The organism is Shinella sp. GW835-FHT14H05 (genome assembly GCF_058793575.1).
Genome location: NZ_JBXAFY010000008.1, coordinates 98,566 through 123,557 on the forward strand (window position 1 = coordinate 98,566; position 24,992 = coordinate 123,557).

Annotated in this window: 23 protein-coding genes and 4 pseudogenes; 15 read left to right on the forward strand and 12 right to left on the reverse strand. The window is 65.6% G+C overall.

Annotation, left to right across the window (positions count from 1 at the left end):
* Nucleotides 1-3: 3 nt before the first annotated feature.
* From AC1Q6Z_RS22700 to AC1Q6Z_RS22715, 4 genes are all read right to left on the reverse strand, one after another.
* A complete protein-coding gene (locus tag AC1Q6Z_RS22700; RefSeq protein ID WP_492649377.1) occupies nt 4-1,731 on the reverse strand; it encodes an ABC transporter permease in 1,728 nt (575 codons plus the stop codon).
* 51 nt (nt 1,732-1,782) lie between these two features.
* Nucleotides 1,783-2,895 carry an ABC transporter substrate-binding protein gene (locus tag AC1Q6Z_RS22705; protein WP_492649378.1) on the reverse strand — a complete coding sequence of 371 codons (1,113 nt, stop codon included), beginning with the start codon at nt 2,893-2,895 and terminating at the stop codon, nt 1,783-1,785.
* Between the two features lie 83 nt (nt 2,896-2,978).
* Nucleotides 2,979-3,836 carry a MurR/RpiR family transcriptional regulator gene (locus tag AC1Q6Z_RS22710; protein WP_492649379.1) on the reverse strand — a complete coding sequence of 286 codons (858 nt, stop codon included), beginning with the start codon at nt 3,834-3,836 and terminating at the stop codon, nt 2,979-2,981.
* A gap of 171 nt (nt 3,837-4,007) precedes the next feature.
* On the reverse strand, nt 4,008-4,637 hold the full coding sequence (locus AC1Q6Z_RS22715; protein WP_492649475.1) for a TetR/AcrR family transcriptional regulator: 630 nt from the start codon (nt 4,635-4,637) through the stop codon (nt 4,008-4,010).
* A gap of 84 nt (nt 4,638-4,721) precedes the next feature.
* Between AC1Q6Z_RS22715 and AC1Q6Z_RS22720 the strand changes: the two are divergent.
* Both AC1Q6Z_RS22720 and AC1Q6Z_RS22725 read left to right on the forward strand, forming a co-directional pair.
* A pseudogene (locus tag AC1Q6Z_RS22720) lies at nt 4,722-4,889 on the forward strand (O-methyltransferase); the annotation flags it as partial.
* A gap of 30 nt (nt 4,890-4,919) precedes the next feature.
* Nucleotides 4,920-5,636 (forward strand): annotated as a pseudogene (locus tag AC1Q6Z_RS22725) (aldo/keto reductase); the annotation flags it as partial.
* A gap of 28 nt (nt 5,637-5,664) precedes the next feature.
* On the opposite strand, the gene AC1Q6Z_RS22730 reads toward AC1Q6Z_RS22725, so the two are convergent.
* A complete protein-coding gene (locus tag AC1Q6Z_RS22730; RefSeq protein WP_492649380.1) occupies nt 5,665-6,600 on the reverse strand; it encodes a LysR family transcriptional regulator in 936 nt (311 codons plus the stop codon).
* 227 nt (nt 6,601-6,827) lie between these two features.
* Here AC1Q6Z_RS22730 and AC1Q6Z_RS22735 point away from each other — a divergent pair.
* Both AC1Q6Z_RS22735 and AC1Q6Z_RS22740 read left to right on the forward strand, forming a co-directional pair.
* Nucleotides 6,828-7,046: pseudogene (locus AC1Q6Z_RS22735) on the forward strand (MFS transporter); the annotation flags it as partial.
* A 356-nt stretch (nt 7,047-7,402) separates the two neighbouring features.
* On the forward strand, nt 7,403-7,693 hold the full coding sequence (locus AC1Q6Z_RS22740; RefSeq protein ID WP_492649381.1) for a hypothetical protein: 291 nt from the start codon (nt 7,403-7,405) through the stop codon (nt 7,691-7,693).
* 131 nt (nt 7,694-7,824) lie between these two features.
* On the opposite strand, the pseudogene kduD reads toward AC1Q6Z_RS22740, so the two are convergent.
* Both kduD and kduI read right to left on the reverse strand, forming a co-directional pair.
* Nucleotides 7,825-8,580 (reverse strand): annotated as a pseudogene (gene kduD / locus AC1Q6Z_RS22745) (2-dehydro-3-deoxy-D-gluconate 5-dehydrogenase KduD).
* A 3-nt stretch (nt 8,581-8,583) separates the two neighbouring features.
* Nucleotides 8,584-9,420 carry a 5-dehydro-4-deoxy-D-glucuronate isomerase gene (kduI, locus tag AC1Q6Z_RS22750; RefSeq protein ID WP_492649382.1) on the reverse strand — a complete coding sequence of 279 codons (837 nt, stop codon included), beginning with the start codon at nt 9,418-9,420 and terminating at the stop codon, nt 8,584-8,586.
* 141 nt (nt 9,421-9,561) lie between these two features.
* Between kduI and AC1Q6Z_RS22755 the strand changes: the two genes are divergently transcribed.
* Nucleotides 9,562-10,602, forward strand: a complete 1,041-nt coding sequence (locus AC1Q6Z_RS22755; RefSeq protein WP_492649383.1) for an aldo/keto reductase — start codon at nt 9,562-9,564, stop codon at nt 10,600-10,602.
* 48 nt (nt 10,603-10,650) lie between these two features.
* On the opposite strand, the gene AC1Q6Z_RS22760 is transcribed toward AC1Q6Z_RS22755, so the two are convergent.
* From AC1Q6Z_RS22760 to AC1Q6Z_RS22770, 3 genes are all read right to left on the reverse strand, one after another.
* Nucleotides 10,651-11,619: an aldo/keto reductase gene (locus AC1Q6Z_RS22760; RefSeq protein ID WP_492649384.1), complete on the reverse strand. Its 969-nt coding sequence runs from the start codon at nt 11,617-11,619 to the stop codon at nt 10,651-10,653.
* A gap of 1 nt (nt 11,620) precedes the next feature.
* The gene (locus AC1Q6Z_RS22765; protein WP_492649385.1) at nt 11,621-12,499 is read right to left on the reverse strand and encodes an amidohydrolase family protein; all 879 of its coding nucleotides are present in this window, start codon (nt 12,497-12,499) and stop codon (nt 11,621-11,623) included.
* 78 nt (nt 12,500-12,577) lie between these two features.
* On the reverse strand, nt 12,578-13,564 hold the full coding sequence (locus tag AC1Q6Z_RS22770) for an aldo/keto reductase (RefSeq protein ID WP_492649386.1): 987 nt from the start codon (nt 13,562-13,564) through the stop codon (nt 12,578-12,580).
* 160 nt (nt 13,565-13,724) lie between these two features.
* Between AC1Q6Z_RS22770 and AC1Q6Z_RS22775 the strand changes: the two genes are divergently transcribed.
* The 6 genes from AC1Q6Z_RS22775 to AC1Q6Z_RS22800 all read left to right on the forward strand — a co-directional run bounded on the left by AC1Q6Z_RS22775 (nt 13,725) and on the right by AC1Q6Z_RS22800 (nt 19,678).
* The gene (locus tag AC1Q6Z_RS22775; protein ID WP_492649387.1) at nt 13,725-14,945 is read left to right on the forward strand and encodes an ABC transporter substrate-binding protein; all 1,221 of its coding nucleotides are present in this window, start codon (nt 13,725-13,727) and stop codon (nt 14,943-14,945) included.
* Nucleotides 14,946-15,051: 106 nt separating this feature from the next.
* A complete protein-coding gene (locus AC1Q6Z_RS22780) occupies nt 15,052-15,921 on the forward strand; it encodes a branched-chain amino acid ABC transporter permease (protein WP_435268846.1) in 870 nt (289 codons plus the stop codon).
* Nucleotides 15,922-15,940: 19 nt separating this feature from the next.
* Entirely contained in the window at nt 15,941-16,942 is a 1,002-nt protein-coding gene (locus AC1Q6Z_RS22785; RefSeq protein ID WP_492649388.1) for a branched-chain amino acid ABC transporter permease, read from the forward strand.
* Nucleotides 16,939-17,664, forward strand: a complete 726-nt coding sequence (locus tag AC1Q6Z_RS22790; RefSeq protein ID WP_435268848.1) for an ABC transporter ATP-binding protein — start codon at nt 16,939-16,941, stop codon at nt 17,662-17,664. Before AC1Q6Z_RS22785 ends, AC1Q6Z_RS22790 begins: the two co-directional genes overlap by 4 nt.
* Nucleotides 17,661-18,389 carry an ABC transporter ATP-binding protein gene (locus AC1Q6Z_RS22795; protein ID WP_435268849.1) on the forward strand — a complete coding sequence of 243 codons (729 nt, stop codon included), beginning with the start codon at nt 17,661-17,663 and terminating at the stop codon, nt 18,387-18,389. The genes AC1Q6Z_RS22790 and AC1Q6Z_RS22795 overlap by 4 nt, the downstream gene beginning before the upstream one ends.
* Complete coding sequence (locus AC1Q6Z_RS22800; RefSeq protein ID WP_492649389.1) at nt 18,389-19,678, forward strand: nickel-dependent lactate racemase family protein; 1,290 nt, start codon at nt 18,389-18,391, stop codon at nt 19,676-19,678. The genes AC1Q6Z_RS22795 and AC1Q6Z_RS22800 overlap by 1 nt, the downstream gene beginning before the upstream one ends.
* Here the strand turns inward: AC1Q6Z_RS22800 and AC1Q6Z_RS22805 are convergent.
* Entirely contained in the window at nt 19,659-20,435 is a 777-nt protein-coding gene (locus AC1Q6Z_RS22805; protein WP_492649390.1) for a FadR/GntR family transcriptional regulator, read from the reverse strand. The two genes, AC1Q6Z_RS22800 and AC1Q6Z_RS22805, sit on opposite strands and share 20 nt — an antisense overlap.
* Here AC1Q6Z_RS22805 and AC1Q6Z_RS22810 point away from each other — a divergent pair.
* The 4 genes from AC1Q6Z_RS22810 to larB are packed head-to-tail and all read left to right on the forward strand — an operon-like array spanning nt 20,401 to nt 24,135.
* Nucleotides 20,401-21,456, forward strand: coding sequence for an NAD(P)-dependent oxidoreductase (locus AC1Q6Z_RS22810; protein ID WP_492649391.1), 1,056 nt, complete (start codon nt 20,401-20,403; stop codon nt 21,454-21,456). The two genes, AC1Q6Z_RS22805 and AC1Q6Z_RS22810, sit on opposite strands and share 35 nt — an antisense overlap.
* Entirely contained in the window at nt 21,453-22,676 is a 1,224-nt protein-coding gene (larC, locus tag AC1Q6Z_RS22815; protein ID WP_492649392.1) for a nickel pincer cofactor biosynthesis protein LarC, read from the forward strand. The genes AC1Q6Z_RS22810 and larC overlap by 4 nt, the downstream gene beginning before the upstream one ends.
* Nucleotides 22,673-23,470: an ATP-dependent sacrificial sulfur transferase LarE gene (gene larE / locus AC1Q6Z_RS22820; RefSeq protein WP_492649393.1), complete on the forward strand. Its 798-nt coding sequence runs from the start codon at nt 22,673-22,675 to the stop codon at nt 23,468-23,470. Before larC ends, larE begins: the two co-directional genes overlap by 4 nt.
* Nucleotides 23,467-24,135, forward strand: coding sequence for a nickel pincer cofactor biosynthesis protein LarB (gene larB / locus AC1Q6Z_RS22825; RefSeq protein WP_492649394.1), 669 nt, complete (start codon nt 23,467-23,469; stop codon nt 24,133-24,135). Before larE ends, larB begins: the two co-directional genes overlap by 4 nt.
* A 5-nt stretch (nt 24,136-24,140) precedes the next feature.
* On the opposite strand, the gene AC1Q6Z_RS22830 is transcribed toward larB, so the two are convergent.
* Nucleotides 24,141-24,989 carry a fumarylacetoacetate hydrolase family protein gene (locus AC1Q6Z_RS22830; RefSeq protein ID WP_492649395.1) on the reverse strand — a complete coding sequence of 283 codons (849 nt, stop codon included), beginning with the start codon at nt 24,987-24,989 and terminating at the stop codon, nt 24,141-24,143.
* Between the last annotated feature and the right edge of the window lie 3 nt (nt 24,990-24,992).

Consider the following 24,992-nt stretch of genomic DNA (forward strand, 5'->3'; position numbering starts at 1 on the left):
CTCTCACGCAAAGGTCTGGCGCCGGCGGCCGCGCAACAGCGCGGCGGCGCAGGTGGCCAGCATGGAGATGACGAGAATGACGAGTGTGACGGCATTGGCGAACTGGTGGAACCCGTCGGAGGCATAGCTGTAGGACAGGACGGCGAGCAGCGGCGATGTCGGCGTGTAGAGCAGCACGGTGATCGCAAGATCGCCGATGACATTGACGAAGGAGATCAGCAGGCCGGCGGCAAGTCCGCGGGCAGCAAGCGGCAGGGTGATGGCCCAGAGCCGGCGGAAGAAACCCGCGCCGGTCATGCGCGCCGCCTCGTCGATATCGCCGGAAATCTGCGCCACGGTCGCCCTTCCTGTCTGCACGGCAAACGGCAGCATCGCGGCCGTCAGCGCAAGGCCTAGCAGCAGCTTGGTGCCATAGAGGGCGGGCAGCGGACCGATCGGCGCGCCGTAAAGGGCGATATAGGCAGCCGCAAACGCGATGCCGGGCAGGAGCATAGGCAGGAAGCTCAATTGCGAGACCGCATTGCTCAGCACCGGAACCTTCTGGCGCGTCAGCGCGACGGCGATCAATAGGCCGAGGGCATTGGCGGCGAACACCACGCCGGCCCCAAGCATCAGCGTCGTCGTCAGTGCCGAGATCAGCTGCGGATTGTGGAAGATGCCGGGCTGGCCGCGGGCGAAGGCGGGATCCGCCGCGCCGATCCAGTAATGCAGCGTCCAGTCGGAAAACAGCGACAGGGACGAGGGTGCGAGGCTGGCTGCAAGAAGAAGCAGGATCGGAAGGAGGGTGGTGAGGATGCAGACGGTCCAGGCAAGGAGCGCAAGCGGCAGCCGCATCGCGCCAAGAGCAAAGCGACGCGGCCGCGCGCCCTTGCCGCCGATGGTGGCGAAGCTGCGGCGGCTGTTGAGAATGCGGTTGCCGATGCCGAGGAAGATTGCGGAAATCGCGATCAGCAGAATAGCGAGAACATAACCGCGCTCCGTCTGGCCGATCTCGATCATGCCGAACAAGCGGGTCGACAGCGTCTGCATGCGGACCGGCAGCCCGAGCAGGGCGGGAGCCGCGAAGTTCGACACGGCGCCGGCAAAAGCGAGCGACCCGCCGGCGATGACGGCCGGCGTGACGACGGGCAGCACGATGCCGAACAGGATGCGCTTGCGCGAGGCGCCCGTCATCTGTGCGGCCTCGACCAGATCGGCGTTGACGGTCGAAAGGGCGGCGGCAATCACCGTGAAGGCCAGCGCATAATAGTGTGCGATCAACACGACGATCGTCGGCACCATGCCCCAGGACAACCAATCCGGCACGCTGAAGCCGAGACCTTCGAGGAGGCCTCCCGCGCCGCCGACGCGGCCGTTGCGGAAAACGCTGCCCCAGGCGAGCGCGGTCGCGAAGCTCGGGATCATGAAGGGAAGCGTCGCCATGAAGGCGATGAGCGGGCGACCCGGAACATCGGTCATCACCACCAGCCAGGCGAGGAAGCCACCGAGCAGCACGCAGCCGCCGGCAACGGCCAGCCCGATGATCATGGTGTTGGCCGCGGGGCGCCAGAACAGGTTCTGCGACAGGCGGCTGGCGAGAACATCGGCCCAGGCGCCGCCGCCGGGCTGAAGGGTCTGGATGAGGATCGTCGCAAGGGGAGCGGCGACCAGGACAACGAGGATCAGGGCCATGACAGCAGTCAGGCCATAGCGGGCGAGCGGCGGCCTGAGGCGGCGAAGCGGGAGTGTCATGCGGAACTCCGGAGTGGACGGACGCAGTGGCGCCCGTCCTGTCCCGTCAGGTTATTGCAGCGCGAGGACGAAATCAGCGACATTCGCCCGGATCTTGGCCGTTTCGGCGGCATCGATCTGCCAGCTCTTGAAGTCGGAAAGCGGAATGGCGTCGGGATGCTGGGCAAGGTCGGTGCGGGTCGGCCAGTCGCCGGCGACGTAGAACGGCTTGAAGCCATCGCCACCGGTGTCGCTGTCGTCGCCCATCATGAAATCGATGGCGAGGCGTGCTGCGGCAGGATTGGCGGCCGTGGCGTTAAGCGCAAGGAAAGCCGGAAAGACGATGCCGTTCGACGGCTCGATATCGTTGGCGACCTGCAAGGCCCAGCCCTCGTCTTCATTGTCGCGGCGATCCGAATAGCTGGTGAAGCCGATGGGCGGGTTCTTCTGGCCCTTCGCGCCGATCGCCCTGTTGACGTCGTCCGTCGAGCCGACCAGGACGAGATCATTGGCGAAAAGATCGGTGATGAACTGTTCGCCGGCATTGTCGATACCCTCGCCAAGCGCGATCGGCTTGCCGAAGGCAGCCTCGTAGGCCTTGGCCATGTCGTCCGACTTCAGGACGATCTCCGTCATGAGGTCGAGGTAGTCGCCGCGTTGCAGCGGATCGACCATGATCACGCGACCCTTCCACTCCGGCTTGGTGAGATCCCAGAGGTTCTTGACGGGGGAGCCGTCGGGATAGGCTTCCTCGTTATACATCAGCACCTTCGTCGAAAGACGCTGTGCGAGAAGCGGCGACTTGAACTGCTCCGGCACCAGGCTTTCCATGCGCGGCGGCACGTAGCGGGTCACGAGGTTCTGGCTTGCAAGCTCCGTCAGCACGACGGGCGCATCGGAAATGTAGATGACGTCGGCGCCCGCAACCCCTGCGGCGGCCTCGCTCTTGATGCGGGCGATCTGCTCGGTCGACGACATGTCGAAAGCCACCATGTCTATGCCGGGATACGCCGTCTCAAAGGCCTCCTCTACCCGGCCGATGCGGCTGGTGAAGGCGTAGACGGTTACCTTGGCTTCTTTTTTCGCAAGCGGCAGCAGGTCCGCGACGGACTTGCCGTCGAGGTCCTGGGCATAGGCGGACGTGGCCAGCGCCAGCGCACAGAATGGGGCGAGCATTTTCAACATGTGGGGAACTCCTCTTGTGGATGGTGTACCCCATGTAGTGTTTTCTTGCAACAATTATATGACATGCAAGTTTACTTGCAGAATCAGTCTCCGAATTGCGTGATCAGGGCGCCCAGGCGGTCGAGTTTCGCAAGCGCGTCCGGTCCCCGCCGGTCTGCAAGGGCCAGAACGACGGCATTGCAGAGCGCCATCGGGACGGTGAGCGTCTGGTAGCTCTCCCGGCTGCCGGCGCGAGGTGCGGAGAGCAGGAGATCGGGCTTTGGCTGCAGCGAAGGGCCGATGGTGCCGGACACCGTTACCGTCGAGGCCATCACGTCGCGTGCAACGTCCATGATGCGGCTGTAGTCCGGAGGCTGGCGGCGGAAGGCAAACAGCAGGACGGCGTCGTCCCGGCCAAGTGTCAGCATCTGCTCGGCGAGATCCCGGCGGTTTCCCGTCAGCCGCAGGGTGACGATGCCAAGCCGTCGCAGTCGACGCTCCATCAGGAGAACCAGCGTTTCGGCATTGCCGTGCCCGTAGATGAACACCCGGGCGCGGTCGAGCATGGCCGCGGCCTCGACGATCTGCTCATCCGTGACATGGTCGGAGACCGCTCCCAGCGCAGCCAGCTCTTGCTCGATCAACAGCGGCAGAAAACCTTGCCGCCTGCTTTCGCTGAGCGTCGCGGAAATCCGGCTGGCCGGGGCCGAGCTGCGCAGGAACTCATCCCGCAGATGCGCGCGGAACTGCGCATAGGTCGCAAAGCCGAGTTTGCGCGACAGCCGCGACGTCGTCGCTTCGTGCACGTTGAGCCGTGCCGCAAATTCGCTGGACGTGCCAAGCGCAATCTCCCGCGGCGCCTTCAAAAGCTCCGAGATCAACCGCTGCTCCGTGTCCGTCAGCGTATGCGCAACGTCCTGCACACGCTCGACAAGGGATTTGTGGTCCGCATCCTCATCCATATCCGGCACCTGTTGCTGTCGCTCAATCCCTAGAACTTCGAACGTGGCAGAGCAACGGTCGGTGGCGAAGCATGTGGGGCGGCGAGCCGATGTCCCAAGCACCGCCGAGGAGACCAGGCCCTCCACGCATTCGGGCCACCGAGCCCGTACCCAAGCCTGCACGAACAGGCGTCAAAGCTTCACCAGTGTTTCGACGTAGGCGTAGAGCATGTCCGCCATCGCGCTCGCGTAAGCGTCTATTTCTTCGTCCGTCCGCGGCGTCTCCGAAAATTCCTTGCCCACGGCGGTCAATGTCGTGACGATCAGGTCGCCTGCGACATCCCTCGGGCCATCGGGCATGCCGGGAAGCAAATCCCGGATGAAACTGTCGAAAAGCCGGTCGCCCTCCGCGCGCATCTCGCGCGCCTCCGGAGCGTCGCGGTACAGCGGCGCTGCGTCGGCGAGCGCCTGGCGGACGGGCGCCTCGTCGCATTCGGAGCGGACGAAGGCATGTACCAGCCGCCGCAGCCGGTCTTTCGGCGGCGCGATGGCGGTGAGGATCTCACGCAACATTTCGGTCGAACCACGCCATTCGTCGCTCTGCAACCGAAACAGGATGGAGGCCTTGTTCGGGAAATACTGGTAAAGTGAACCGATGCTGACCCCGGCCTTTTCCGCAACCCTCGCCGTGGTGAAACGCTGCGCGCCCTCCTCCACCAAAACCTGAACAGCCGCCGTCAGAATTGCCGAAACCAGCTCGTTCGAGCGGCTCTGTTTTGGCTCTTTTCGCGTGGAAATCCGGGGCCTTACGCGTTCAATCATCGCGTTCTCCAGCAATGCGATTAGAAAATGCGATGAATTAATCGTATTTCTATGCCCAACGCAATGCCATGTTCCGGAGACACAATGTCCACCCTGACAACATCCCCTCTCGGGCCGCTGCTTGACCGGCTGTTCGCCGAAGCCGATGCGGCCACGAGCCCGGCGATCAAATCGTTCACACCCGAAGAGCGTATCGCCCTCACCGCCAGCAAGACCGACTACCTCGACCTCTACGGCCGGCTGAAAGACCTTTGAAACTCCGTCGACGATGCGCATCCCGGCGTCTTCAAATATGGGCGCCCCAACAAGATCATCAACAACTATTCGGAAGACGCCACCCTGCGTTCGATCGAAGACAGCTTGAAGCGGCTCAAGACCGATCACATCGAGCTCGCTTTCGTCCATGACGTCGCCCAGGACTTCTATGGCGACGAGTGGCTTGCTGTCTTTGAAAGTGCGCGCAAGGGCGCCTTCAAGGCGCTCGACCGGCTGCGTGACGAGGGCGTGATCAAGGCCTGGGGCCTAGGCGTCAATCGTGTCGAGCCGATCGAACTGTTGCTGGCGCTGGAAGGTCCACGACCCGATGGCTTCCTGCTTGCCGGCCGCTACACGTTGCTTGACCATGACCGTGCGCTCCAGCGCGTCATGCCTGCTGTCGCCGAGCGTGGCCTCGGCATCGTCGTCGGCGGCCCCTATAGCTCCGGCGCGCTTGTGGGCGGCCCGAACTTCGAATATGCGCCGGCAACGCCTCAAATCCTCGACAAGGTGGCACGGATCAAAACCATCGCCGATCGTCATGGCGTGAGCATGAAAGCAGCCGGGTTGCAATTTGCGCTCGCCAACCCCGCAGTCGCGGCCGTCATTCCCGGCGCAAGCAAACCGGACCGCATCGCTGAGGATAGCGCCGCGCTTAAAGAGGTGATCCCGGCGGATTTCTGGCGCGAGATTCGTCACGATGGCCTCGTCAACTCGGCTGCACCACTTCCGATCCCAGCCTGAGGCGATGAGAGACCAATCCATGCCTCGCTCAGCCATCCGTGGGCGAGGCGTCCCCCATCGGATCGGTCGCCAGGAATTTCTGCATGCGCGGCACCGTGAAATCCAGGAAGGCCCGCACGCGGGCCGGCATTAGCTGGGCACCGCGATAGAGCGCATGGATGTCGTCAAAATCGGAAAGGGTACTGTCGGCGAGAATCTCGATCAGCTCGCCCCGGGCGATCGGACCGCGAAGATGATAGTCGGCGATGCGGCCGATCCCAACGCCCGCGATGGCCATCCGGCGGATGGTCTCGCCGTTATTGACCAGCAGAGAGCCGCTCAGCATGCGCTCGACTATACGGCCACCCTCGCGCATCGGCCAGACGGGGTTCGCACGGCGGAAATTGAAGCCGAGGCAATTGTGCTTGAGCAGATCTTCGGACGTCTGGGGCACGCCCCATTTGGCTAGATATCCGGGCGAAGCGACGATCCGGCGCCGGGTCGTGCCGATCTTCCGTGCGATAAGATTGGAATCCGGGAGCTTGCCCACCCGGATCGCCACATCGGTTCGTTCGAGATAGAGATCAACCGTTTCGTCGGACAGTGAAAGATCGATGACGATGCCGGGATAAGCTTCCCAGAAAGCGGGAAGGATCGGCTCGAGCGCCGCAACGCCGAAGGTGACCGAACAGCTGACACGGATCACGCCCTCAGGCTCGGCACCGCCCTGCGCGATCTGCTGTTCGGTCTCGTCGAGATCGGCGAGAAGCCGCTGGCTTCGCTCGTAATAGAACTCGCCCTCCTTGGTCAGCGCCAGCCGACGCGTCGAGCGCTCGACCAAACGGATGCCGAGCCGACTTTCGAGCCGGGCAACGAGTTTCGACACGGTAGAGGGTGTCATGAGGAGCGATCGCGCCGCTTCGGAAAAGCTTCCCGCCTCTACGACCTGAACGAACACCATCATCTCGCCCGCGCGATTGTCCATGACCCATCCCCGATACCAAGTCACAAGCGGGGCCAAGCATAGTCCCGAGCGCGCATGCTGTCAGGCCTAGTAGGCCCAATCTGTGAATTTTCTTCCCAAATCGTGAGAACGCGATCCGGCTACTGCGCCCCGGCGCGACGTGAGATTCATGTCGTCAAGCAACATACAGGATTTGGATTTTCAAAAACGACTGCACCCAAGTCCCTATTCGAAAAAGGATCGTCGAAATGTCCATCACGTCTGAAACACACCTCTTCTTGCCCGGTCGCAATATCTCAAAGGTCGCCCGGCCGGCAACTGGTCGTGCCCAAAAGCTGACGCTGTTTGCCCTCGCGCTAGGCAGTTTTTCGATCGGAACCTCGGAGTTTGCCAGCATGGGTATCAGCGTTCCCGCAGCGGCCAACGCGATCACTGCCTATGCCTTCGGCGTCGTCATCGGCGCACCATCGCGCTCGGAGGGTTCGAGGCGGCGCTGAGACACGGGGGTCTTACCTTCGGCGATGCTTCCATCATCGAGACACCGGTTGCGCAGACCATCCCGCCGGGGCGGCTGTGACGCGATCTCAAGATCAAGGACTGGCCGTCGCTAGCACAGGTTGCCTCGGGAGAGGCTGACGCCGCCTATGTCAAGGGCGCCGCGACGCGGGAGGCAGCGCATCGGCTCGGCCTTGCGACCCTCGCCGATATCGATGCACTGCCGATCCGCGATCGCGTCAAGAACGGAACGCCACGCCCCATCACCGTCCATGCGGATCTTCTGGAAAAGCGTCCGGAGCTGGTCATCGCCTTCGTTTCGGCAACGTTGCGCTCGGGCGAATGGGTCGGCGAAAACCGCGACCGCGTCATCTCGATCGTTTGCAAGGAAACCGGCGCGGCGCGAGACTTCGCGGAGGCCACCTACGGCTCCAATCTCAAGACCGCGATGACGCCGAGCCTTGATCGCGAACGCCTTGGTCTTCTCGACATTCAGATCGACCGCCTCGCCAGGCACGGCTTCATAGACTCCAAAGTTAATATCGACGATTGGATCGCGCCCGAAATCCTCAAGGCCGGGGCTGCAGCGTCGAAGGAAGATGTTTCTCTACTTCAATAATGCGGGTCACGGACCGCTCGTGCCAAACGTTTCACACGCACAGAACGATCGGCCGTACGTGTATAGGTCGGCGAAACGTCGTAAAGCGGAGCATATGACAGTGCGGCGCGAGGACGCGGCCCAGGGATGATTCAGCGCGCGAGCCAACCACCATCGACAGGCAGCACAGTGCCGTGGACGTAGTCGGACGCCGCAGACGACATGAACACGGCCGCGCCGCCGATATCCGTTGGCTGTCCCCAGCGGCCGGCAGGAATGCGGTCCAGGATGGCCTTGCTGCGGTCGGCGTCGTCGCGTAGCGCCGCCGTGTTGTTGGTGGCGAAATAGCCGGGTGCGATCGCGTTGACATTGACGTTGCCAGCCGCCCATTCGCAGGCGAGCAGTCGCGTGAGGCCGGCGACGCCGCTCTTTGACGCGGTATAGGCGGGAATGCGGATGCCGCCCTGGAAGGAAAGCATCGAGGCGATGTTGACGACCTTGCCGCGGCCGCGGGCCAGCATGTGGCGCCCGGCGGCCTGCGTCAGGAAGAACAGGGTCTTGAGGTTGACGTTGATCACCGCGTCCCAGTTCTCCTCGGTGAAATCGACCTAGTCCGCGCGGCGGACGATTCCGGCATTGTTGACGAGAATGTCGATGGCGCCGAAAGTGCGGATTGCCTCGTCGACGATGCCCGCGACGGGGGCGGTGGAGGACAGGTCCGCCGAAATGGCGTGAAAGGCCGCGCCGGCGTCCCGCACCAGTGCGCCCGTCTGCTCCATCGACGAACGGCCGACGGCAACGATGGAGGCGCCGGCGCCCGCAAGGGCGGCGGCGATGCCTTGGCCGATGCCGGTATTGGCGCCGGTGACCACCGCGACGCGGCCGGTGAGATCGAAAAGATTCGTCATCGCCTATCTCAGCTCGCCGATCGCCAGATGGTCCATGTCGGTGAAATCCCGGTTGTCGCCGGCCATCGCCCAGATGAAGCCGTAGCGGCTCGTTCCCGCGCCCGAATGGATCGACCAGGGCGGCGAAATGACTGCCTGGTCGCTCGCGACGACGAGGTGGCGGGTCTGGTGCGGTTCGCCCATGAAGTGGAAGACCCGGTGCTCCGGGGCGATGTCGAAATAGAGATAGGCTTCCATGCGCCGCTCATGGGTATGACAGGGCATGGTGTTCCAGATGCTGCCGGCCTCCAGAAGCGTGAAGCCCATGCTGATCTGGCACGAATCGCAGACTTCGGGATGGATGAACTGGTGGAGGCCGCGCCGGTTCGCCGTCGCCGTCTCGCCGAGCTCATGGTGGCGCGCCTGCGCCTTCGTGATGATGCGGGTGGGATGGACCGCATGGGCGGGCGCGGAAATCAGGTAGAACTTCGCCGGATCGCCCGGCGTTTCGCTTTCGAAGCGGACATCCACGGCGCCCTTGCCGACATAGAGGCAATCGAGCCGGGCGAGATCGTAGGCCGTGCCATCCACGCGCACATGCCCGGCGCCGCCGATATTCAGCACGCCCAGTTCCCGCTCGGCCAGAAAGGTCTTCTGCCCGATCGCCTTCGGCGCGCCGAGCACCAGCGCCCCCTCCAGCGGCGTCGCGCCGCCCAGCACGAAACGGTCGTAATGGCTATATGTCAGCGCGATCCGCCCCGGCGCGAAAACGGTCTCGACGAGGAAATGCGCCCGCAGCGCCTCCGTATCGAACGTGCGGACCGCATCCGGATGTGCGGCATGCCTGACCTCGATGTCCATTTCCAACCCTCCGGCGGCGTTTGCGCCGCCCTTGTCATTCTGTTGCCATCTTACATTGTTGTACGACAAGTTCTGTGTCAATATGCTTGAGAGCGCGACGCGCTTCGTCGCCGGGAAATCATCGGAAAGGGAGGAGATAGGATGCCTGAAATGCTGTCGCGGTCCGTCAACGGGAGCCTGGACGTGACGACGATGGGGCTTGGCGGCACCGGGCTTGGCAACATGTACCGCGCGACCGAACCGCAGGACGCCTTCGCCACCGTCCAGGCCGCCTACGAGGCGGGCATCCGCTATTTCGACACGGCGCCGGTCTACGGCTTCGGGCTGGCCGAAAGCCGGCTGGGCGAGGCAATCCGCTCGCTGCCGCGCAAGAACATCGTCATCTCCTCCAAGGTGGGCTACGATCTCGTGCCGATCCCCGACAGCGAGATGACGCCGCAGCTCTGGGACAAGGCGCCGCCCTTCCGCGCCGAATTCGACTATTCGCGCGACGGCGTCTTACGCTCCATTGAAGGCACGCTGAAGCGGCTCGGCACCGACCATGTCGACATGCTGGCGATCCATGATCCGGACGAGGCGCTGCATTTCGCACCGGGCGAAGACCCCTATGCCCGCAGCCGTTTCCGCGAGGCGATGGAGGGCGCCTATCCGGTGCTGGAGGACCTGCGCGCGCAAGGCGTCGTCAAGGCGATCGGCGTCGGCATCAATCAGTGGCAGATGCTGCGCGATTTCGTCGTGGCCGGGCGTTTCGACTATTTCCTGCTTGCCGGCCGCTATACGCTGCTCGAACAGGAGCCGCTCGCCGACCTGCTGCCCGCCTGTGCGGCGCGCGGCACGAAGATCGTGATCGGCGGCCCGTACAATTCCGGCATCCTCGCCACCGGCGCAAAACAGGGCGCAACCTTCAACACGCGCGCGGCACCGCCCGCGGTGCTGGAGCGGGTCGCCCGCATCGAGGCCGTTTGTGTGCGCCACGGCGTGCCGCTGCCGGCCGCCGCGCTGCAATTCCCGCTCGGTCATCCGCTCGTCATCAGCGTCATTCCGGGCGCACGCTCGGTCGCGGAGCTGGAGCAGAACCTCGCCTACATCCGCCAGCCTATTCCGGCGGACCTTTGGAGCGAGTTGAAGGCCGAAGGCCTCGTTGCCGCCGAGGCGCCCCTTCCGGATGGCGAGGCGGCCTGAACGAAAAGACCGCCCAGACGAACATCCGGGCGGTCTTCGATCCGGGTTTCAGAGTGCGGCGTCGATGGCCTGCCACATGGCTTCGGGGATCGGCAGGCGCGACCATTCGAGGTTCTGGGCGACGCGCTCCGGCCGGCTCATGCCGAGCACGACCGCCCGCACGAGCGGCGAGCGCAGCGGGAACTGGATGGCGGCGGCCTGGAGCGGCACATCGTATTGCGCGCAGATGCCGGCGATCGCCTCCGCGCGCCGGGTGACATCGGATGGCGGCGCGCCATAATCGTAGGTCGCCCCTTCCGCGCCCGGCCCCTTGGCGAGGATGCCGGAATTGAACACTCCGGCCGCCACGATGCGGGTTCCTGCCTTTTGCGCCGCCGGAAACAGGTCCTTCTCGGCGCTACGGTCGATCAGGGAATAGCGCCCCGCGATCATCACAACGTCGAAACGGCCCGCCTCGACGAAACGGGTCGCGATGTCGCTCTCGTTGACGCCGACGCCGATGGCCTTCACCTCGCCCGAGCGGCGAAGCTCGTCGAGCGCACGGTAGCAGCCCGCCATCGCCTCGTCGAAATGACGCTCGAAACCGTCCGGCCCGTGGGTGTAGCGGTCGACGTCGTGGATATAGACCACGTCGAAATCCGGGAAGCCGAGACGGCTTGCCGATTGTTCCAGCGCCCGCATCGTGCCGTCATAGCTGTAGTCGAAGACGGGCTTCAGGCGCAGCGGCGACGCCCAGAGCCCGTAGTCCACCGGGCTGCCGCGCGGCGGCACGAGATAACGCCCGACCTTAGTCGAGACCGTGATGCCGTCGCGCGGCACCGTGCGCAGGAACTGCCCCAGCCGAAGCTCGCTGAGGCCGTGCCCGTAAAGGGGGGCGGTGTCGAAATAACGGATACCGGCCTCGTAAACGGCCGCAAGCGTATCGCGCGCCACGGCCTCCGGCACGTCGCGGTAGAGCGTGCCGATGCCGCTGGCGCCGAAGCCGATGCGCGAGGCGAAGGTGAAGCCACCGGCCATGTCAGCCCCTCGCCTCCCCGGCAAATCCCGGCAGGCGATACGCGTCGATGGCGTTGAGGCCGAAGATGCGGTCGAGATCGGCTTGCGGCAGGTCCTTCAGGCATTCGCGCAGCGCATCCACCACCCGGTCGTAGCTGGCGGCGACAAGGCAGACTGGCCAGTCCGTACCGAACATGCAGCGGTCTACGCCGAAGACGTCGAGGACTTCGTGCACATAGGGCTTCAGGTCTTCGGGCGTCCACGTCTGCCAGTTCGCCTCCGTCACCATGCCGGAGAGCTTGCACCAGACATGGCCGCGCTCGGCGCGGAACTGGCGGATCAGCACCGCCCATTCGTCGAAACCGCGATTGCGGATTTCCGGCTTGGAAATGTGGTCGAGCACGAAGCGCATGCCGGGAAAGGCCTTCACGGTCGCGATGCAGGCGGGAAGCTGCGGCAGGTTCGGCACGAGGTCGTAGACGAGGCCGGCGGCTTCCACGGCCTGGAGGCCGCGCATCGCGTCAGCGCGCAGCAGCCAGTTCGGGTCGCTCTCGGTCTGGATCAGGTGGCGCACGCCGACGAGCCATTTGCCCTCGGGGCTTTGCCGTAGTGCGGCGATGGTGGCGGCGACACCCGGGTCGGCGAGATCGACCCAGCCGACGACGCCGGCGACGAAATCCGTCGTCTCGGCGGTGCGGATGAAATCCCAGGTCTCGCCGAGGTCGTTCCAGGTCTGGACGAGCACGGTGCCCGACACGCCGCTGGACGCGATCGAGGGGCGCAGGTCCTTCGGCGCGAAGACGCGGTTGATGGGTTCGAAGGGGCCGCTCAGCCAGGCATAGTCGCCGCCGCTTGCGGGATCCCAGAAATGATGGTGGGAATCGATGATGGGTGTGGGCATGGTCCGTTCCGTTGGCAATGGACGACGTGCCGTCTCCGGCGCGCCGTCTCGGATGGTCTGTCGGTCAGCCGGCGGCTGCTACCAGCGCTGATGGACGTATTGGCGGATGTCCTCGTCGTAGATCTTGACGAGCTCGTCCATGACCTCCTTGGGGAGCGCCGGCAGCGCGGCCGCCTCGGCGTTGGAGCGCGCCTGCGCCGGGTTGCGCGCACCCGGAATGGCGACCGTGATCGCGTCGAACATCAGGATCCAGCGGAGCGCGAATTTCGCCATGGTCGTGTCGCCGGAAACCAGCGGGCGGATGCGCTCGACCGCGTCGAGGCCGGCCTCGTAGGGAACGCCGGAGAAGGTCTCGCCGACATCGAAGGCTTCGCCGTTGCGGTTGAACAGGCGGTGGTCCGTCGCCTCGAACGTGGTGTCGCGCCTGAACTTGCCGGAGAGAAGACCGCTCGCCAACGGCACGCGGGCGATGATCGCAACGTTCTTCTGCTTCGCCTCCGCGAAGAAGCGTTCGGCGGGGCGCTGGCGGAAGGCGTTGAAGATGATCTGCACGCTGACGACGCCCGGATATTCGATCGCCTTCAGGGCTTCCTCGACGCGCTCGACGCTGACGCCGTAGTGGCGGATCTTGCCCTCCTCGACGAGCCTGTCGAGCCGCCCGAAGACCTCCGGATGGTAGTAGAGGTCGGTCGGCGGGCAGTGCAGCTGCACGAGGTCGAGCGTCTCGACGCCGAGATTCTTCAGGCTGCGGTCGATCCAGGCATTCAGGTTTTCGGTGCTGTAGCCCTCGACGGACTGCGCGGGCAGGCGCCGGCCGGCCTTGGTGGCGACGAAGGGTTTTTCGCCGCCGCGTTCCTTCAGAACCTTCGCGATGAGGCGTTCGGAATGGCCGTCGCCATAGACATCGGCGGTGTCGATGAAGGTGACGCCGGTGTCGAGCGCGGCGTGCAGGGCGGCCAGCGCCTCCTCGTCGTTCACCTCGCCCCAGGCGGCGCCGATCGCCCAGGCGCCGAAGCCGATTTCGCTGACGCTGCGGCCCGTGCGACCGAATTGTCGTGACTGCATTTTCATTCTCCCTTGTGGGTTTTCCATCCCGTGCGGACTTCCGAAATGCCGCCCGGCCGGTGCACGACCACGCTTGACATCTCCCTGGCAACGGTATTATCAGAAAACAGGGTTGTACGACAACCCGGTAAGACGGCAAAATCGCCATCGGGAGGAAGAAATGGTGAGATCCAGCCTATTGCGGGGCGGCGCGCTTGCGCTCAGCCTTGGAACATTCATCCATCCGGCGCTCGCGCAGGATGCGGAAAACGTCATCAAGATCGGCGTCGTCGCCGCGGAATCCGGCGCCTTCGTCTCGGCCGGCCACACGCTGCCGGCCGGCGTCGGGCTTGCCGTCCAGCAGATCAACGATGCCGGCGGCATCAAGGTCGGCGACAAGACCTACAAGCTCGAAATGGTCAAGCGCGACGACCGCACGGATGTCGCGACCGCCATCGCCGCAACCCAGGAACTGGTCCGCGACGAGAAGGTCCAGGCGATCTTCGGCTCGGAATCGCACGATTTCACGCTCGCCATGGCCAAGATCACCCAGCCGGCCAAGGTCGTGCATTTCGCCGGCAATTCCACGCTCGGCAAGGTGCTGACATCCGACGGCGTGAAGGCCGGCGGCGACGTGCATTACCTCTTCCAGTCGGAACCACAGGAGTTCCAGCGTTCGGGCTCGACGGCCCGCGGCGTGCTCAACCTGCTGGAGCCGCTGCTCGGCTACAAGCCGAAGAAGTCGGTCATGATCGTCGGAAATGATGCGACGGGTCAGTTCCTGTCCTCCTTCTACATCACCGCGCTCAAGGCCGAGGGACAGGAGGTTCCGGACATCATCTTCTATCCGCCGGATACCACCGACTTCTCGCCCTTCCTCACCAAGGCGAAGAGCTTCGAGCCGGACACGATCCACTTCTGGTACAACGGCGATTCGACGCTGACGGCCCTGCCGCAGGCGATCGAACTGGGTGCTGCCAAGAGCTACTTCCTGTTCGGCGTCGATCCGGGCATCTGGAAGGAACGCGGCCTTTCCGCCGACGTGCCGGTCGCCATGAGCTGCGTGCCGGTCTGCTGGGGCGCATCGTCAAACCCGAACTCGAAGACCTATTTCGACGCTTACTTCGCGGCCGGCGCGCCGCACGGCGTTACCTCGTCGGTCTCCCTGCTCTACCACGACTACGTGCATTTCCTCGCCAAGGCGTGGGAGAAGGCCGGTACACTCGATCCGGACAAGACGGTCGAAGCGCTGATGTCGATGGATTATTCGGGCGTCGTCTCGGACAAGCTTGCCTTCAACGAAACACACCAGGTGACGCATGCGACGGAAGTCTGCGCCGCGGCACCCGGCGGCGACATCACCTGCTCGATGCAGCAGCCGCCTGAAAAAGCGCCGGAATAAGTCCTGTGCCGATCGATCCGCTCCCGCCGGGTGAAAGCCCTGCGGGAGCGAATGCCAACGAAGGCGGAACGGCCTGGCCGCCGCCTCGCACAGACGGAAGAATGCCGTGGACATCCTCATTCAACAGATCCTCAACGGCCTGTCGATCGCCAGCGTCATCACGCTGATCGCGGTCGGCGTCACGCTGATCTTCGGCCTGACGGGCATCATCAACTTCGCCCACGGCGAATTTCTCATGGTCGGCAGCATCGTTACCTGGCTCGCCGTCGGCAGCGGCCTCGGCTTTCCGCTCGCCGTCGCGCTTGCGGTCGCGGCCGTCGCCCTGATGGGCTATGTGCTGGAACGTGGCATCTTCCGCTTCACGCTGGAAAGGCCGACGAACGGCTTCATCGTCTCGCTCGGCCTCATCGTCGTGCTGCAGCACATCGTCATCCTGTTCTTCGATCCGAACCAGAAGAGCATCCCGCGCCCGCTTTCCACCGTGTGGGACGTCGGCGGAGTGCGCATCGCCTCGGTGCGCGTCATGGTCATCCTCGTTACCGTCGCCGTGGTCGCCGCCACCTATATGATGATCACTCGAAGCCGCTACGGCCGGGCGCTGCGCGCCAGCGTCGAGGACCGCGACACCGCTGCCCTGATGGGTATTCCGGTGCGCCGCTACATCACCGGCGTCTTCGTGCTGGGCAGCGCGCTGGCCGGCCTTGGCGGCGCCCTCCTCATCGCGCTCTTCCCGATCACGCCGTTTACCGGCGGCACCATGGTCATGAAGGGTTTTGCCGTCGCGCTCATCGGCGGCCTCGGCAATCTCACGGGCGCCGTCGCGGCGGGCCTGATCCTCGGCATCGTGGAGGGCCTCAGCGCAGGCTACGGCTTCTCCGAATGGACCGACGCCTACTCCTTCGGCCTCATGATCCTCGTCCTGCTCTTCCGCCCGCACGGCCTGTTCGGCGGCACGAGCGGGCCGAAGATGGCGTGAGAACAGAACGGCAGGAACCATGATTTCGTCGCGCAACTCCCTTCATTCGCTGCTCGCGGTCCTGGCGCTGCTGGTGCTTCTCGCACTGGTGCCGCAGTTCTCGCCGAGCAACCGGCTTCTCTCGCTCGCCATCTCGGCGGGGATCAACGTCATCGCGCTGTATGGCCTTTCCGTGCTGTTCGGCCAAACCGGCATCCTGTCGATGGGCCATGCGGCCCTCGTCGGCGTCGGCGCCTATACCGCGGCCATGCTGCTGCGCGATTTCGACGTCGGCTTCTGGGTGGCCCTGCCCTTCGCGGGCCTGTTCGCGGCCGTCGCCGCGGCCATCGTCGGCATCCCGTCCTTGCGCGTCAGCGGCCACCACTTCGTCATCATGACCTTCGCCTTCGGGCAATTGCTGACGATCGTGCTGACCAATGGCGGCGATTTCACCGGTGCTGCAAGCGGCATCTCGATCCTCCGGCCGGTCACGCTTTTCGGCATGGACCTCGGCGACCTGCCGCGCTTCTACGTGCTGGTCGTCGCCTTCGTCGCGCTGGCGGCCGTGGCGAGCTGGGCGATCATCAACTCCTCCTACGGCCGCACATTGCGCGCCATCCGCGAGAACGAAAAGCTCGCGGCCGCCCTCGGCATCAATGTCGGCCGGCACAAGATCGGCGCCTTCGTGGTCAGCGGCGTCTATGCCGGCGTGTCCGGCGTGCTGCTCGCCTATTTCCTCGGCCATATCTCGCCCCAGCAATTCGCCTCCTTCCCGAGCATCTACCTCGCCCTGATGGTAATGATCGGCGGCGCGCGCCTGCTGCTCGGCCCGCTCGCCGGCGGCATCCTCGTCGCCTTCCTGCCGGAAGTGCTGAACCTCGACCCGGTCGAATCCCGCATCGTCTACGGCGTCTGCCTGATCGCCGTCATCCTGTTCCTGCCGAATGGCCTGATCGCCGGCATCGGCGAACTCTGGCAGCGCCTCGTCGGTGGCTTCAGCAAGACGAGCACCGAAGCCACCCTGAAGGAGACCGGCCGATGAGCGCCCTTCTGGAAATCTCCGGCCTGCGCAAGCAGTTCGGCGGCGTGGCGGCCCTTGCCGGCGTCGATCTCAGCATCGAGGACGGCGAAATCCTCGGCATCGTCGGCCCGAACGGATCGGGCAAATCGACTTTGTTCAACGTCATCACCGGCGTCCACAGGCCGACCGCCGGCCGCGTCACCTGGCGCGGGCAGGACGTGACCGCCATCCCGCCGCACCGCATCTCGCAGACCGGTATCGGCTACACCTTCCAGCAGGCGATGGCCTTCACCGGCCTCAGCGTGCGCGAAAACGTCACCATCGCGACCGAGCATTGCAAGCGCGCCGACGCGCGCGACTTTCCCTGGACGACGCCGGATGCGCTGATGGATTTCGTCGGCATCCGCCACCTTGCGGAAGAACGGGCGGGCGTGCTGCCCTTCGGCAGCCTGCGCCTGCTCGGGCTGGCGCTGGCGCTCGCCACGCGGCCGATCCTGCTTTTGCTCGACGAGCCCGCCGCCGGCCTCAACGACAAGGAGACGGCCGCGCTGGTCGGCCTGGTCAAGCAATTCCCGCAAAACGGCATCAGCGTCTGCGTCATCGATCACGACATGAAGCTGATGCAGATGCTTTGCAAGCGTCTGGTCGTGCTCGATTTCGGCTCCAAGATCGCCGATGGCGCGACCGCCGACGTGCTGCGCGATCCGAAAGTGCTCGAAGTCTATCTCGGAGGCGACCTGTGACCCTGCTTTCGGTTTCCAGCGTCTCTACCGGCTACGGCGCCACCACCGTCAACCGCGACGTGTCGCTCACCCTCGATGCCGGCGAGATCGTCACCGTGCTCGGGCCGAACGGTGCGGGCAAATCCACGCTGCTGCGCACCATTGCCGGCCTCGTGCGCCCGCGCGCTGGAACGGTGACCTTCAACGGCGAGGATGTGACCGGCTCGCCCCCGGACGTGATGGCGCGGCGCGGCGTCGTGCTCGTGCCCGAAGGCCGGCGCATCTTCGCCGACATGAGCGTCGAGGAGAACCTGCGGCTCGGCGCCTATACCCGCACGGATGCCGCCGCCGTCGAGGCCGATATCGCCCTGATGGAGAAATTCTTCCCCATCCTGGCCGTCAAGCGCGCGCAAAAGGGCGGCTCGCTCAGCGGCGGGCAACAGCAGATGCTGGCGATTGCCCGCGGCCTGATGGCGCGGCCGAAGGTGCTGCTGCTCGACGAGCCCTCGCTCGGCCTCTCGCCGCTGCTGGTGAAGGAAATCCAGGGCATCATCCTCAATATCGGCAGGGAATTCGGCGCTTCCGTGCTGCTTGTCGAGCAGAATGCCGGCCTGGCGCTTTCCGTCGCCGCGCGCGGCTATCTCATGCAGAACGGCCGCATCATGCTGTCGGGCGCCATCGACGAGCTGCGCGACATGTCGCTGATGCGCGAGCTTTATCTCGGCGGCGTGAAGGAGAGCGCGTGATGGGCGGGCATCCGGTTTCCGTCTCCTACGGCCGGGGGCACCTGCCCATCGACCTGCCGGCCGGGGCCGTGCCAACCGTCATCCGCAAGCGGCCTTTGCCGAAGATCACCGACCCGCAAGGCGCGGTCGAGGCCGCTCTGGAGGCGCCGATCGACGCCGCGCCGCTGTCCGAACTGGCGCGCGGGCGCAAAAGCGCCTGCATCCTGATCTGCGACATCACCCGCCCCGTACCGAACCGACTGTTCCTCGGCCCGATGGTGCGCACGATGATGGCCGCCGGCATTCCGCAGGACGCTATCGTCATTCTCATTGCCACCGGCCTGCACCGCCCCAACCTCGGCGAAGAGCTGGCCGAACTGATCGGCGATCCCTGGGTGCTGGAGAATATCCGCATCGTCAACCACGACGCCCGCGATGAGGCCGCGCATATCGACCTTGGCGTCACCCCGACGCGCGGCACGCCCGTCAAGCTCGATCGCCTGCTGGTCGAGGCGGACCTGCGCATCGCCACCGGCCTCGTCGAGCCGCATTTCATGGCCGGATGGTCGGGCGGGCGCAAGGTCGTCGCTCCCGGTGTCGCCCACCACGAGACGATCCGCACCTTCCATTCCGCGCGCTTCATGGAAGACCCGTTAGCAGTGCAGTGCAATCTCGTCGGCAATCCGCTGCATGAGGAGCAATTGCAGATCGTCCGCAAGCTCGGCGAGATCTACGCGCTCAACACCGTGCTCGACGAGGAGCGCGACCTCGTCTGCGTCACCTTCGGCGAGATCATCGCCAGCCACGCGGCGGCCGTCGATTTCGTCAGCGACGCCACCCGCATCGGCATGCCGCACAAATTCTCGACCGTGCTGACCTCATCGGCCGGCTACCCGCTCGACAAGACCTATTACCAGACGATCAAAGGCATGGTGACGCCGATCGACATTCTGGCACCCGGCGGCACGCTGATCATGGTGTCGGAATGTTCGGAAGGGTTTGGCTCGCCCGAATTCCGCGAGGCGCAAGCCCGCCTCGTCGACCTCGGCCCCGAACGTTTCCTCGCGACCCTGACGGCCAAATCACTCGCCGAAATCGACGAATGGCAGACGGAGATGCAGCTCAAACCCATGCGCGTCGGCCGGATCGAACTCTATACGACCGGCCTTCAGGGCGACGATCGCCGGCTGACCGGCGTCGGCATGATCGACGATATCGGGGCGGCAATCGCCCGCAGCATCGAGCGGAGCGGCGATCCCCGCATCGCGGTGATCCCGGAGGGGCCTTATGTCATTCCCCAGACGGCATGACGGAGGGCGGGCCAATGCGCTCCGTCGTGTCGCGCAATTCGGCAAAGCGCGCGAGGCTTCGGGTGAGATGCGTCCTCAGCGCCTTCTGCGCGCCCTTGTCGTCGCCGGCCTCGATGGCCGCGAAGATCGTTTCATGCTCGCGGTGCATGCGGCTCGTGTGCCGCGTCTTCTCCGCCTTCGCCATCGCCTCGAAGCGCGCCCATTGGCGCGGCATCATCAGGGTGCCGAACGTGTCGAACAGCCGCGCGTAATAGGGATTTTGCGTGGCGACCAGGATCGCGCGGTGGAAGGCGGCATCCTCGATCGCGCCGGATTCGCCCCGCTCGATCGCCGCATCCAGCGCATCGAGGCGGGCACGCATGCGCCGGAGGTCCTCCTCCTCGCGCCGCAGCGCGGCAAAGCCGCCGGCCTCCACCTCCAGGCCGACGCGCAGCTCGAGCACGCTGATGACGTCGTCGATCGATTGCAGGTCGTTCGGCACGATGGAGAAGGCGCGCGGTTTCGGATCGTTGGTCACGAAGGCGCCAAGCCCCTGGCGGGTGGTGATGAGCCCGCGGGCGCGCAGCGCGGCAAGCGCCTCGCGCACCACCGTGCGGCTCACGCCCGTCTGGGTCATGATCGCCTGCTCGGTCGGCAGGCGCTGGCCCGGCGCGAGATCACCGGATTCGATCTGCGCCGCCAGGGCGTCGACAAGGCCGCTGCGCAGGTTCGGGACCTGCTGGATGGCGTCGAAAAATGCCGTGTCCTTGTCCGTCATCGTCCGAATCGAACTCCTTCATGCGCCCCGGCCTGCGGGCGGCGAAAACTCCGTGCTATCCGATGACGCGGGAAAAATCAAAACGAGAGACAACCAAGGGGAGGACGCGATGAGGGAACGGATCGGTTTCATAGGGCTCGGCGCCATGGGCGCCGGCATGGCCGGCAACCTGCTGGCCAAGGGTTTTCCGCTTACCGTGCTCGCCCACCGCCGCCGCGAGACGGTTGACGACCTTGTCGCGCGCGGCGCGCAGGAAGCGGCCACGCCGCGTGCGCTGGCGCAGGCATGCGACATCGTCGTGCTCTGCGTGACGGGCTCGCGCGAGGTCGAAGAGGTCGTGAAAGGCCGCGACGGCCTCGTCTCAGCCGGCAAGCCGCTGCTTATCATCGACTGCTCCACCTCCAACCCGGCGCAAACCACCGCGCTCGCCGCCGAGCTCGAAGGGCAAGGCATCATCCTTCTCGACGCGCCGCTCGGGCGCACGCCGAAGGAGGCGGCGGAAGGCAAGCTCGACGTGATGATCGGCGGCGCGGCGGAGCACGTCGCCCGCGCCCGCCCGGTGGTCGAGGCCTTCGCCGGCCGCGTCATTCATACGGGTGCCACGGGCAGCGGCCACACCATGAAGCTGCTCGTCAACTTCGTCTCGATGGGCTACTCGACGATCTATTCCGAAGCGCTCACCGTCGGCGCGAAGATGGGGCTGACGCCACAGGTCATCAACAGCGTGCTCAGCGGCAGCCGCATGGACTGCCCCTTCTACCAGGCCTTCTTCGATTTCGTGCTGAACCGCAACGAGAACGCCCAGCGCTTCGCCATGAAAAACGCGCTGAAGGACATGAGCTATCTCGCCGCCACCGCGCAGGCCGCCGGCGTCGTCAATCCCATCGGGGCGGCAGTGCGCAACAGCTTTGCCAGCGCCGTCGCGGCCGGCAAAGGCGAGGCTTTCGTGCCGGCGCTCTCCGACGTCATCGCCGGGCTGAACGGCATATCGCTGCACGGCGAGGGAGCAGACGGCGCATGAACGCCTTCCACCTCGATCCGCTCGGCGGCATGGCCGGCGACATATTCGCCGCCGCGATGCTCGATCTGCGGCCCGAGCTGGAGCCGGGATTGCACGATCTCATCGCCCGCTGCCCGCTGCTGGACGGCGTTGCAGCCACGCTCGCGCCGCATGACGACGGTGTGCTGACGGGCCGGCGCTTCACGGTGACGAACGACAAGGCGCCAAAGGACCACCCGCCCCACCATCATCATCATGACGGCCACCACCACGACGATAGTCCCCACAGCCACGTCGAGTGGCGCTCGATCCGGCATGCCCTCGAACATATGCCGGCGCCCGCCGCGGTGATCGGCCATGCCATCGGCATCTTTTCCGAGCTTGCCGCCGCCGAGGCGCGTGTGCACGGCACGACGCCAGAGGCCCTGACCTTCCACGAGGTCGGCGCCTGGGATTCCATCGCCGACATCCTCGCCGCCGCCTATCTCATCGACGCCGTGGGGCCTGCCGAATGGACGGTCGGTCCAATCCCGCTCGGCTCCGGAAGGATACGCACGGCCCACGGGCTGCTGCCGGTTCCCGCCCCCGCGACGGTGCTGCTGCTCGAAGGTTTTTCCATGGTCGACGACGGCGTGGGCGGCGAGCGTGTGACGCCGACGGGAGCGGCGATCCTGCGCTACCTCTGCAAGGGCGGGCCTGGCGCCCCACGCTCGGGCAGGCTCTCCGGGTCCGGCCACGGTTTCGGCACGCGCCGGCTAACCGGCGTCAGCAATTGCCTGCGCGTCCTCGCCTTCGAGCGGGGAGAGCATATCCAGGCCAACCGGGTCGCCGTGCTCGAATGCGAGATCGACGACCAGACGGGCGAGGACCTCGCGATCGCCCTTGCCCATATCCGCGCCCATGCCGGCGTGCTGGATGCCGTGCAGGCGGTCGCCTTCGGCAAGAAGGGGCGGCTGATGACGCATCTGCGCGTGCTTTCCATGCCGCAGGCCGCGGATGAGGTCGCACGGCTGATCTTCGACGAAACGGCGACGCTCGGCATCCGCCGCACAATCACCGAACGCCTGACGTTGCCGCGCCTCAGCCACGAAACGCAGGCCGGCGGCCGAACGCTTCCAGCCAAGTCCGCCGCACGCCCTTCCGGCGAAACGACAAAGCTGGAGGCCGATGCCCTGTCGGCGGTCGCTGGCCGGGCCGCGCGCGAACGGCTGCGGCGCGAGGCCGAAGGCGGCAACCAATGAGCCGCCCCCTCGGCGACGTGATCGGCGAGATCGGCACGGCGGCGCTGGCGCTGAGTGGCGGCGTGGATTCCATGACGCTCGGGGTCTTTGCCGGCCGCCTTCTCGGTCCTTCCCGAGTAACGATGCTGCACGCGGTTTCGGCCGCCGTGCCGGCCGAGGCGACAGCGCGGGTCGAGGCCTGGGCGCGCCGGGAAGGCTGGCGGCTGGAGCTGATCGATGCCGGCGAATTTTCCGACGAGAATTATCGCGCCAATCCGGTCGATCGCTGTTTCTTCTGCAAGGGCAATCTCTACGGCACCATCGCCAGCCGCACGGGGGCGACGATCCTTTCGGGCACCAACACCGATGATCTCGGCGAATACCGCCCCGGCCTCGACGCCGCCAGGCGCCATTCCGTGCGCCATCCCTTCGTGGAGGCAGGCATGGACAAGCCCGCGGTGCGGTCCCTCGCCCGCACGCTCGGCCTCGGCGATCTCGCCGAACTGCCCTCTTCACCCTGCCTGTCGAGCCGCGTCGAGACGGCGATCCGCATCGAGCCCGCAATATTGGTGGCCATCCACGCGGTGGAAAAACTCGTCGCCGCCCGGCTCGCGCCCGAAACGGTGCGCTGCCGCCTGCGTCGCGCCGGCATCGTCGTGGAACTCGATCCCGCAAGCCTGTCGGCAGCGGGCGACGATGTCCGCTTGACGCTAACGGGCGACATCACCGCCCTGCTCCCACCGGAAATCGCTGGCGCGACTATCGCCTTCGCGCCCTATCGCAACGGCAGCACCTTCCTGCGGGAGGGCGCATGAGCGACGTCGTATTCGATTTCGACAGGGAAAGCCGTATCGGCCTTGGCGAGGCGGTGCTCTGCGGCGAAAAATCCGTGGCCCAGATCGACACGATCCTTGGTGGCGCCTCCGCACGCAACGCCGGTCTCCTGCTGACGCGGCTGGCGCCGGAAAAGGCTGAAGCCCTTGCCGCCGCCCACCGCGCGCAGATTGACTATTGCCCCCTCTCCCGCACCGCCTTCTTCGGCCCGGTGCGGCCGGTCGCCGATAGCCGTTCGGTGGCGATCGTCGCCGCCGGCACCTCGGATGCACCGGTCGCCCGGGAGGCGGCGCGCACGCTCCGGCATGCGGGCGTCGAGGCATCCCTCATCGTCGATGTCGGCGTGGCGGGCCTCTGGCGGCTGATGGAGCGGATCGAGGAGATCCGCACCTTTCCCGTCATCATCGCGGTGGCGGGCATGGACGCCGCGCTCGCCAGCGTGCTCGGCGGCCTCGTCGGCTCGGCGGTGATCTGCGTGCCGACCTCCGTCGGCTACGGCGCGGCGGAAGAGGGGCGCACGGCGCTCAACGCCATGCTGGCAAGCTGCGCCTCCGGCCTTGCCGTCGTCAACATCGACAACGGCTATGGTGCCGCCTGCGCCGCGCTGCGTATCCTCGCCTCCGCCCGGCGGATCACCTCCGCCTGAGCCCTTCAGGCCGCGTCGACGGTGAGCTGCTGCTGCTCGCCAAGGCCCTCGATGCCGAGGCGAATGGTCTGGCCGGCCTTGAGGTAGATCGGCTCCGGCTTGATGCCGAGGCCGACGCCGGGTGGGGTTCCCGTCGAGATGATGTCGCCCGGCTGCAGGCTCATGAACTGCGAGATATAGTGCACGAGGAAGGCGACGCCGAAGACCATGGTGCGCGTCGATCCGTTCTGGCGCGAAACGCCGTCGACCTTCAACCACATGCCGAGGTTCTGCGGATCGGCGATCTCGTCGCGCGTCACCATCCAGGGGCCGATCGGCCCAAAACTGTCGGCCGACTTGCCCTTGGTCCACTGCCCGCCGCGCTCGGCCTGGAAGGCGCGTTCGGAGACGTCGTTGATCAGGCAGTAACCGGCGACATGCTTCATCGCATCGGCTTCCGAGACGTAGCGCGCCTCGTCACCGATGACGACGCCCAGCTCGACCTCCCAATCGGTCTTCACCGAGTTGCGCGGGATGATGACGTTGTCGTTCGGCCCGGTGATGGCGCTGGTCGCCTTCATGAAGAGGATCGGTTCCTTGGGGATTTCCGCGCCGGTCTCTGCTGCATGGTCGGCATAGTTGAGGCCGACGCAGATGAACTTGCCGACGCGCGCCACGCACGGTCCCATGCGGCCGGGATCGGCGACGAGCGGCAGGGTGGCCGGGTCGATTGCCGCAAGGCGTGCGATGCCCTCGTTCGTCAGCACGCCGCCGGCAATATCGTCGACATGGACGGAAAGGTCGCGCACGCGGCCTTCAGCATCAAGCAATCCCGGCTTTTCGGCGCCGTGCGAACCGTAACGGAGAAGTTTCATGGT

Excerpts from the sequence above, each read along its gene's own strand:
- AC1Q6Z_RS22700 (WP_492649377.1), bottom strand. The coding sequence starts at position 1,731 with ATGACACTCCCGCTTCGCCGCCTCAGGCCGCCGCTCGCCCGCTATGGC.
- AC1Q6Z_RS22705 (WP_492649378.1), bottom strand. The coding sequence starts at position 2,895 with ATGTTGAAAATGCTCGCCCCATTCTGTGCGCTGGCGCTGGCCACGTCC.
- AC1Q6Z_RS22710 (WP_492649379.1), bottom strand. The coding sequence starts at position 3,836 with ATGGATGAGGATGCGGACCACAAATCCCTTGTCGAGCGTGTGCAGGAC.
- AC1Q6Z_RS22715 (WP_492649475.1), bottom strand. The coding sequence starts at position 4,637 with ATGATTGAACGCGTAAGGCCCCGGATTTCCACGCGAAAAGAGCCAAAA.
- AC1Q6Z_RS22730 (WP_492649380.1), bottom strand. The coding sequence starts at position 6,600 with ATGGACAATCGCGCGGGCGAGATGATGGTGTTCGTTCAGGTCGTAGAG.
- kduI (WP_492649382.1), bottom strand. The coding sequence starts at position 9,420 with ATGGACATCGAGGTCAGGCATGCCGCACATCCGGATGCGGTCCGCACG.
- AC1Q6Z_RS22755 (WP_492649383.1), top strand. The coding sequence starts at position 9,562 with ATGCCTGAAATGCTGTCGCGGTCCGTCAACGGGAGCCTGGACGTGACG.
- AC1Q6Z_RS22760 (WP_492649384.1), bottom strand. The coding sequence starts at position 11,619 with ATGGCCGGTGGCTTCACCTTCGCCTCGCGCATCGGCTTCGGCGCCAGC.
- AC1Q6Z_RS22765 (WP_492649385.1), bottom strand. The coding sequence starts at position 12,499 with ATGCCCACACCCATCATCGATTCCCACCATCATTTCTGGGATCCCGCA.
- AC1Q6Z_RS22770 (WP_492649386.1), bottom strand. The coding sequence starts at position 13,564 with ATGCAGTCACGACAATTCGGTCGCACGGGCCGCAGCGTCAGCGAAATC.
- AC1Q6Z_RS22775 (WP_492649387.1), top strand. The coding sequence starts at position 13,725 with ATGGTGAGATCCAGCCTATTGCGGGGCGGCGCGCTTGCGCTCAGCCTT.
- AC1Q6Z_RS22785 (WP_492649388.1), top strand. The coding sequence starts at position 15,941 with ATGATTTCGTCGCGCAACTCCCTTCATTCGCTGCTCGCGGTCCTGGCG.
- AC1Q6Z_RS22790 (WP_435268848.1), top strand. The coding sequence starts at position 16,939 with ATGAGCGCCCTTCTGGAAATCTCCGGCCTGCGCAAGCAGTTCGGCGGC.
- AC1Q6Z_RS22800 (WP_492649389.1), top strand. The coding sequence starts at position 18,389 with ATGGGCGGGCATCCGGTTTCCGTCTCCTACGGCCGGGGGCACCTGCCC.
- AC1Q6Z_RS22810 (WP_492649391.1), top strand. The coding sequence starts at position 20,401 with ATGGCGTCGAAAAATGCCGTGTCCTTGTCCGTCATCGTCCGAATCGAA.
- AC1Q6Z_RS22805 (WP_492649390.1), bottom strand. The coding sequence starts at position 20,435 with ATGACGGACAAGGACACGGCATTTTTCGACGCCATCCAGCAGGTCCCG.
- larC (WP_492649392.1), top strand. The coding sequence starts at position 21,453 with ATGAACGCCTTCCACCTCGATCCGCTCGGCGGCATGGCCGGCGACATA.
- larE (WP_492649393.1), top strand. The coding sequence starts at position 22,673 with ATGAGCCGCCCCCTCGGCGACGTGATCGGCGAGATCGGCACGGCGGCG.
- larB (WP_492649394.1), top strand. The coding sequence starts at position 23,467 with ATGAGCGACGTCGTATTCGATTTCGACAGGGAAAGCCGTATCGGCCTT.
- AC1Q6Z_RS22830 (WP_492649395.1), bottom strand. The coding sequence starts at position 24,989 with ATGAAACTTCTCCGTTACGGTTCGCACGGCGCCGAAAAGCCGGGATTG.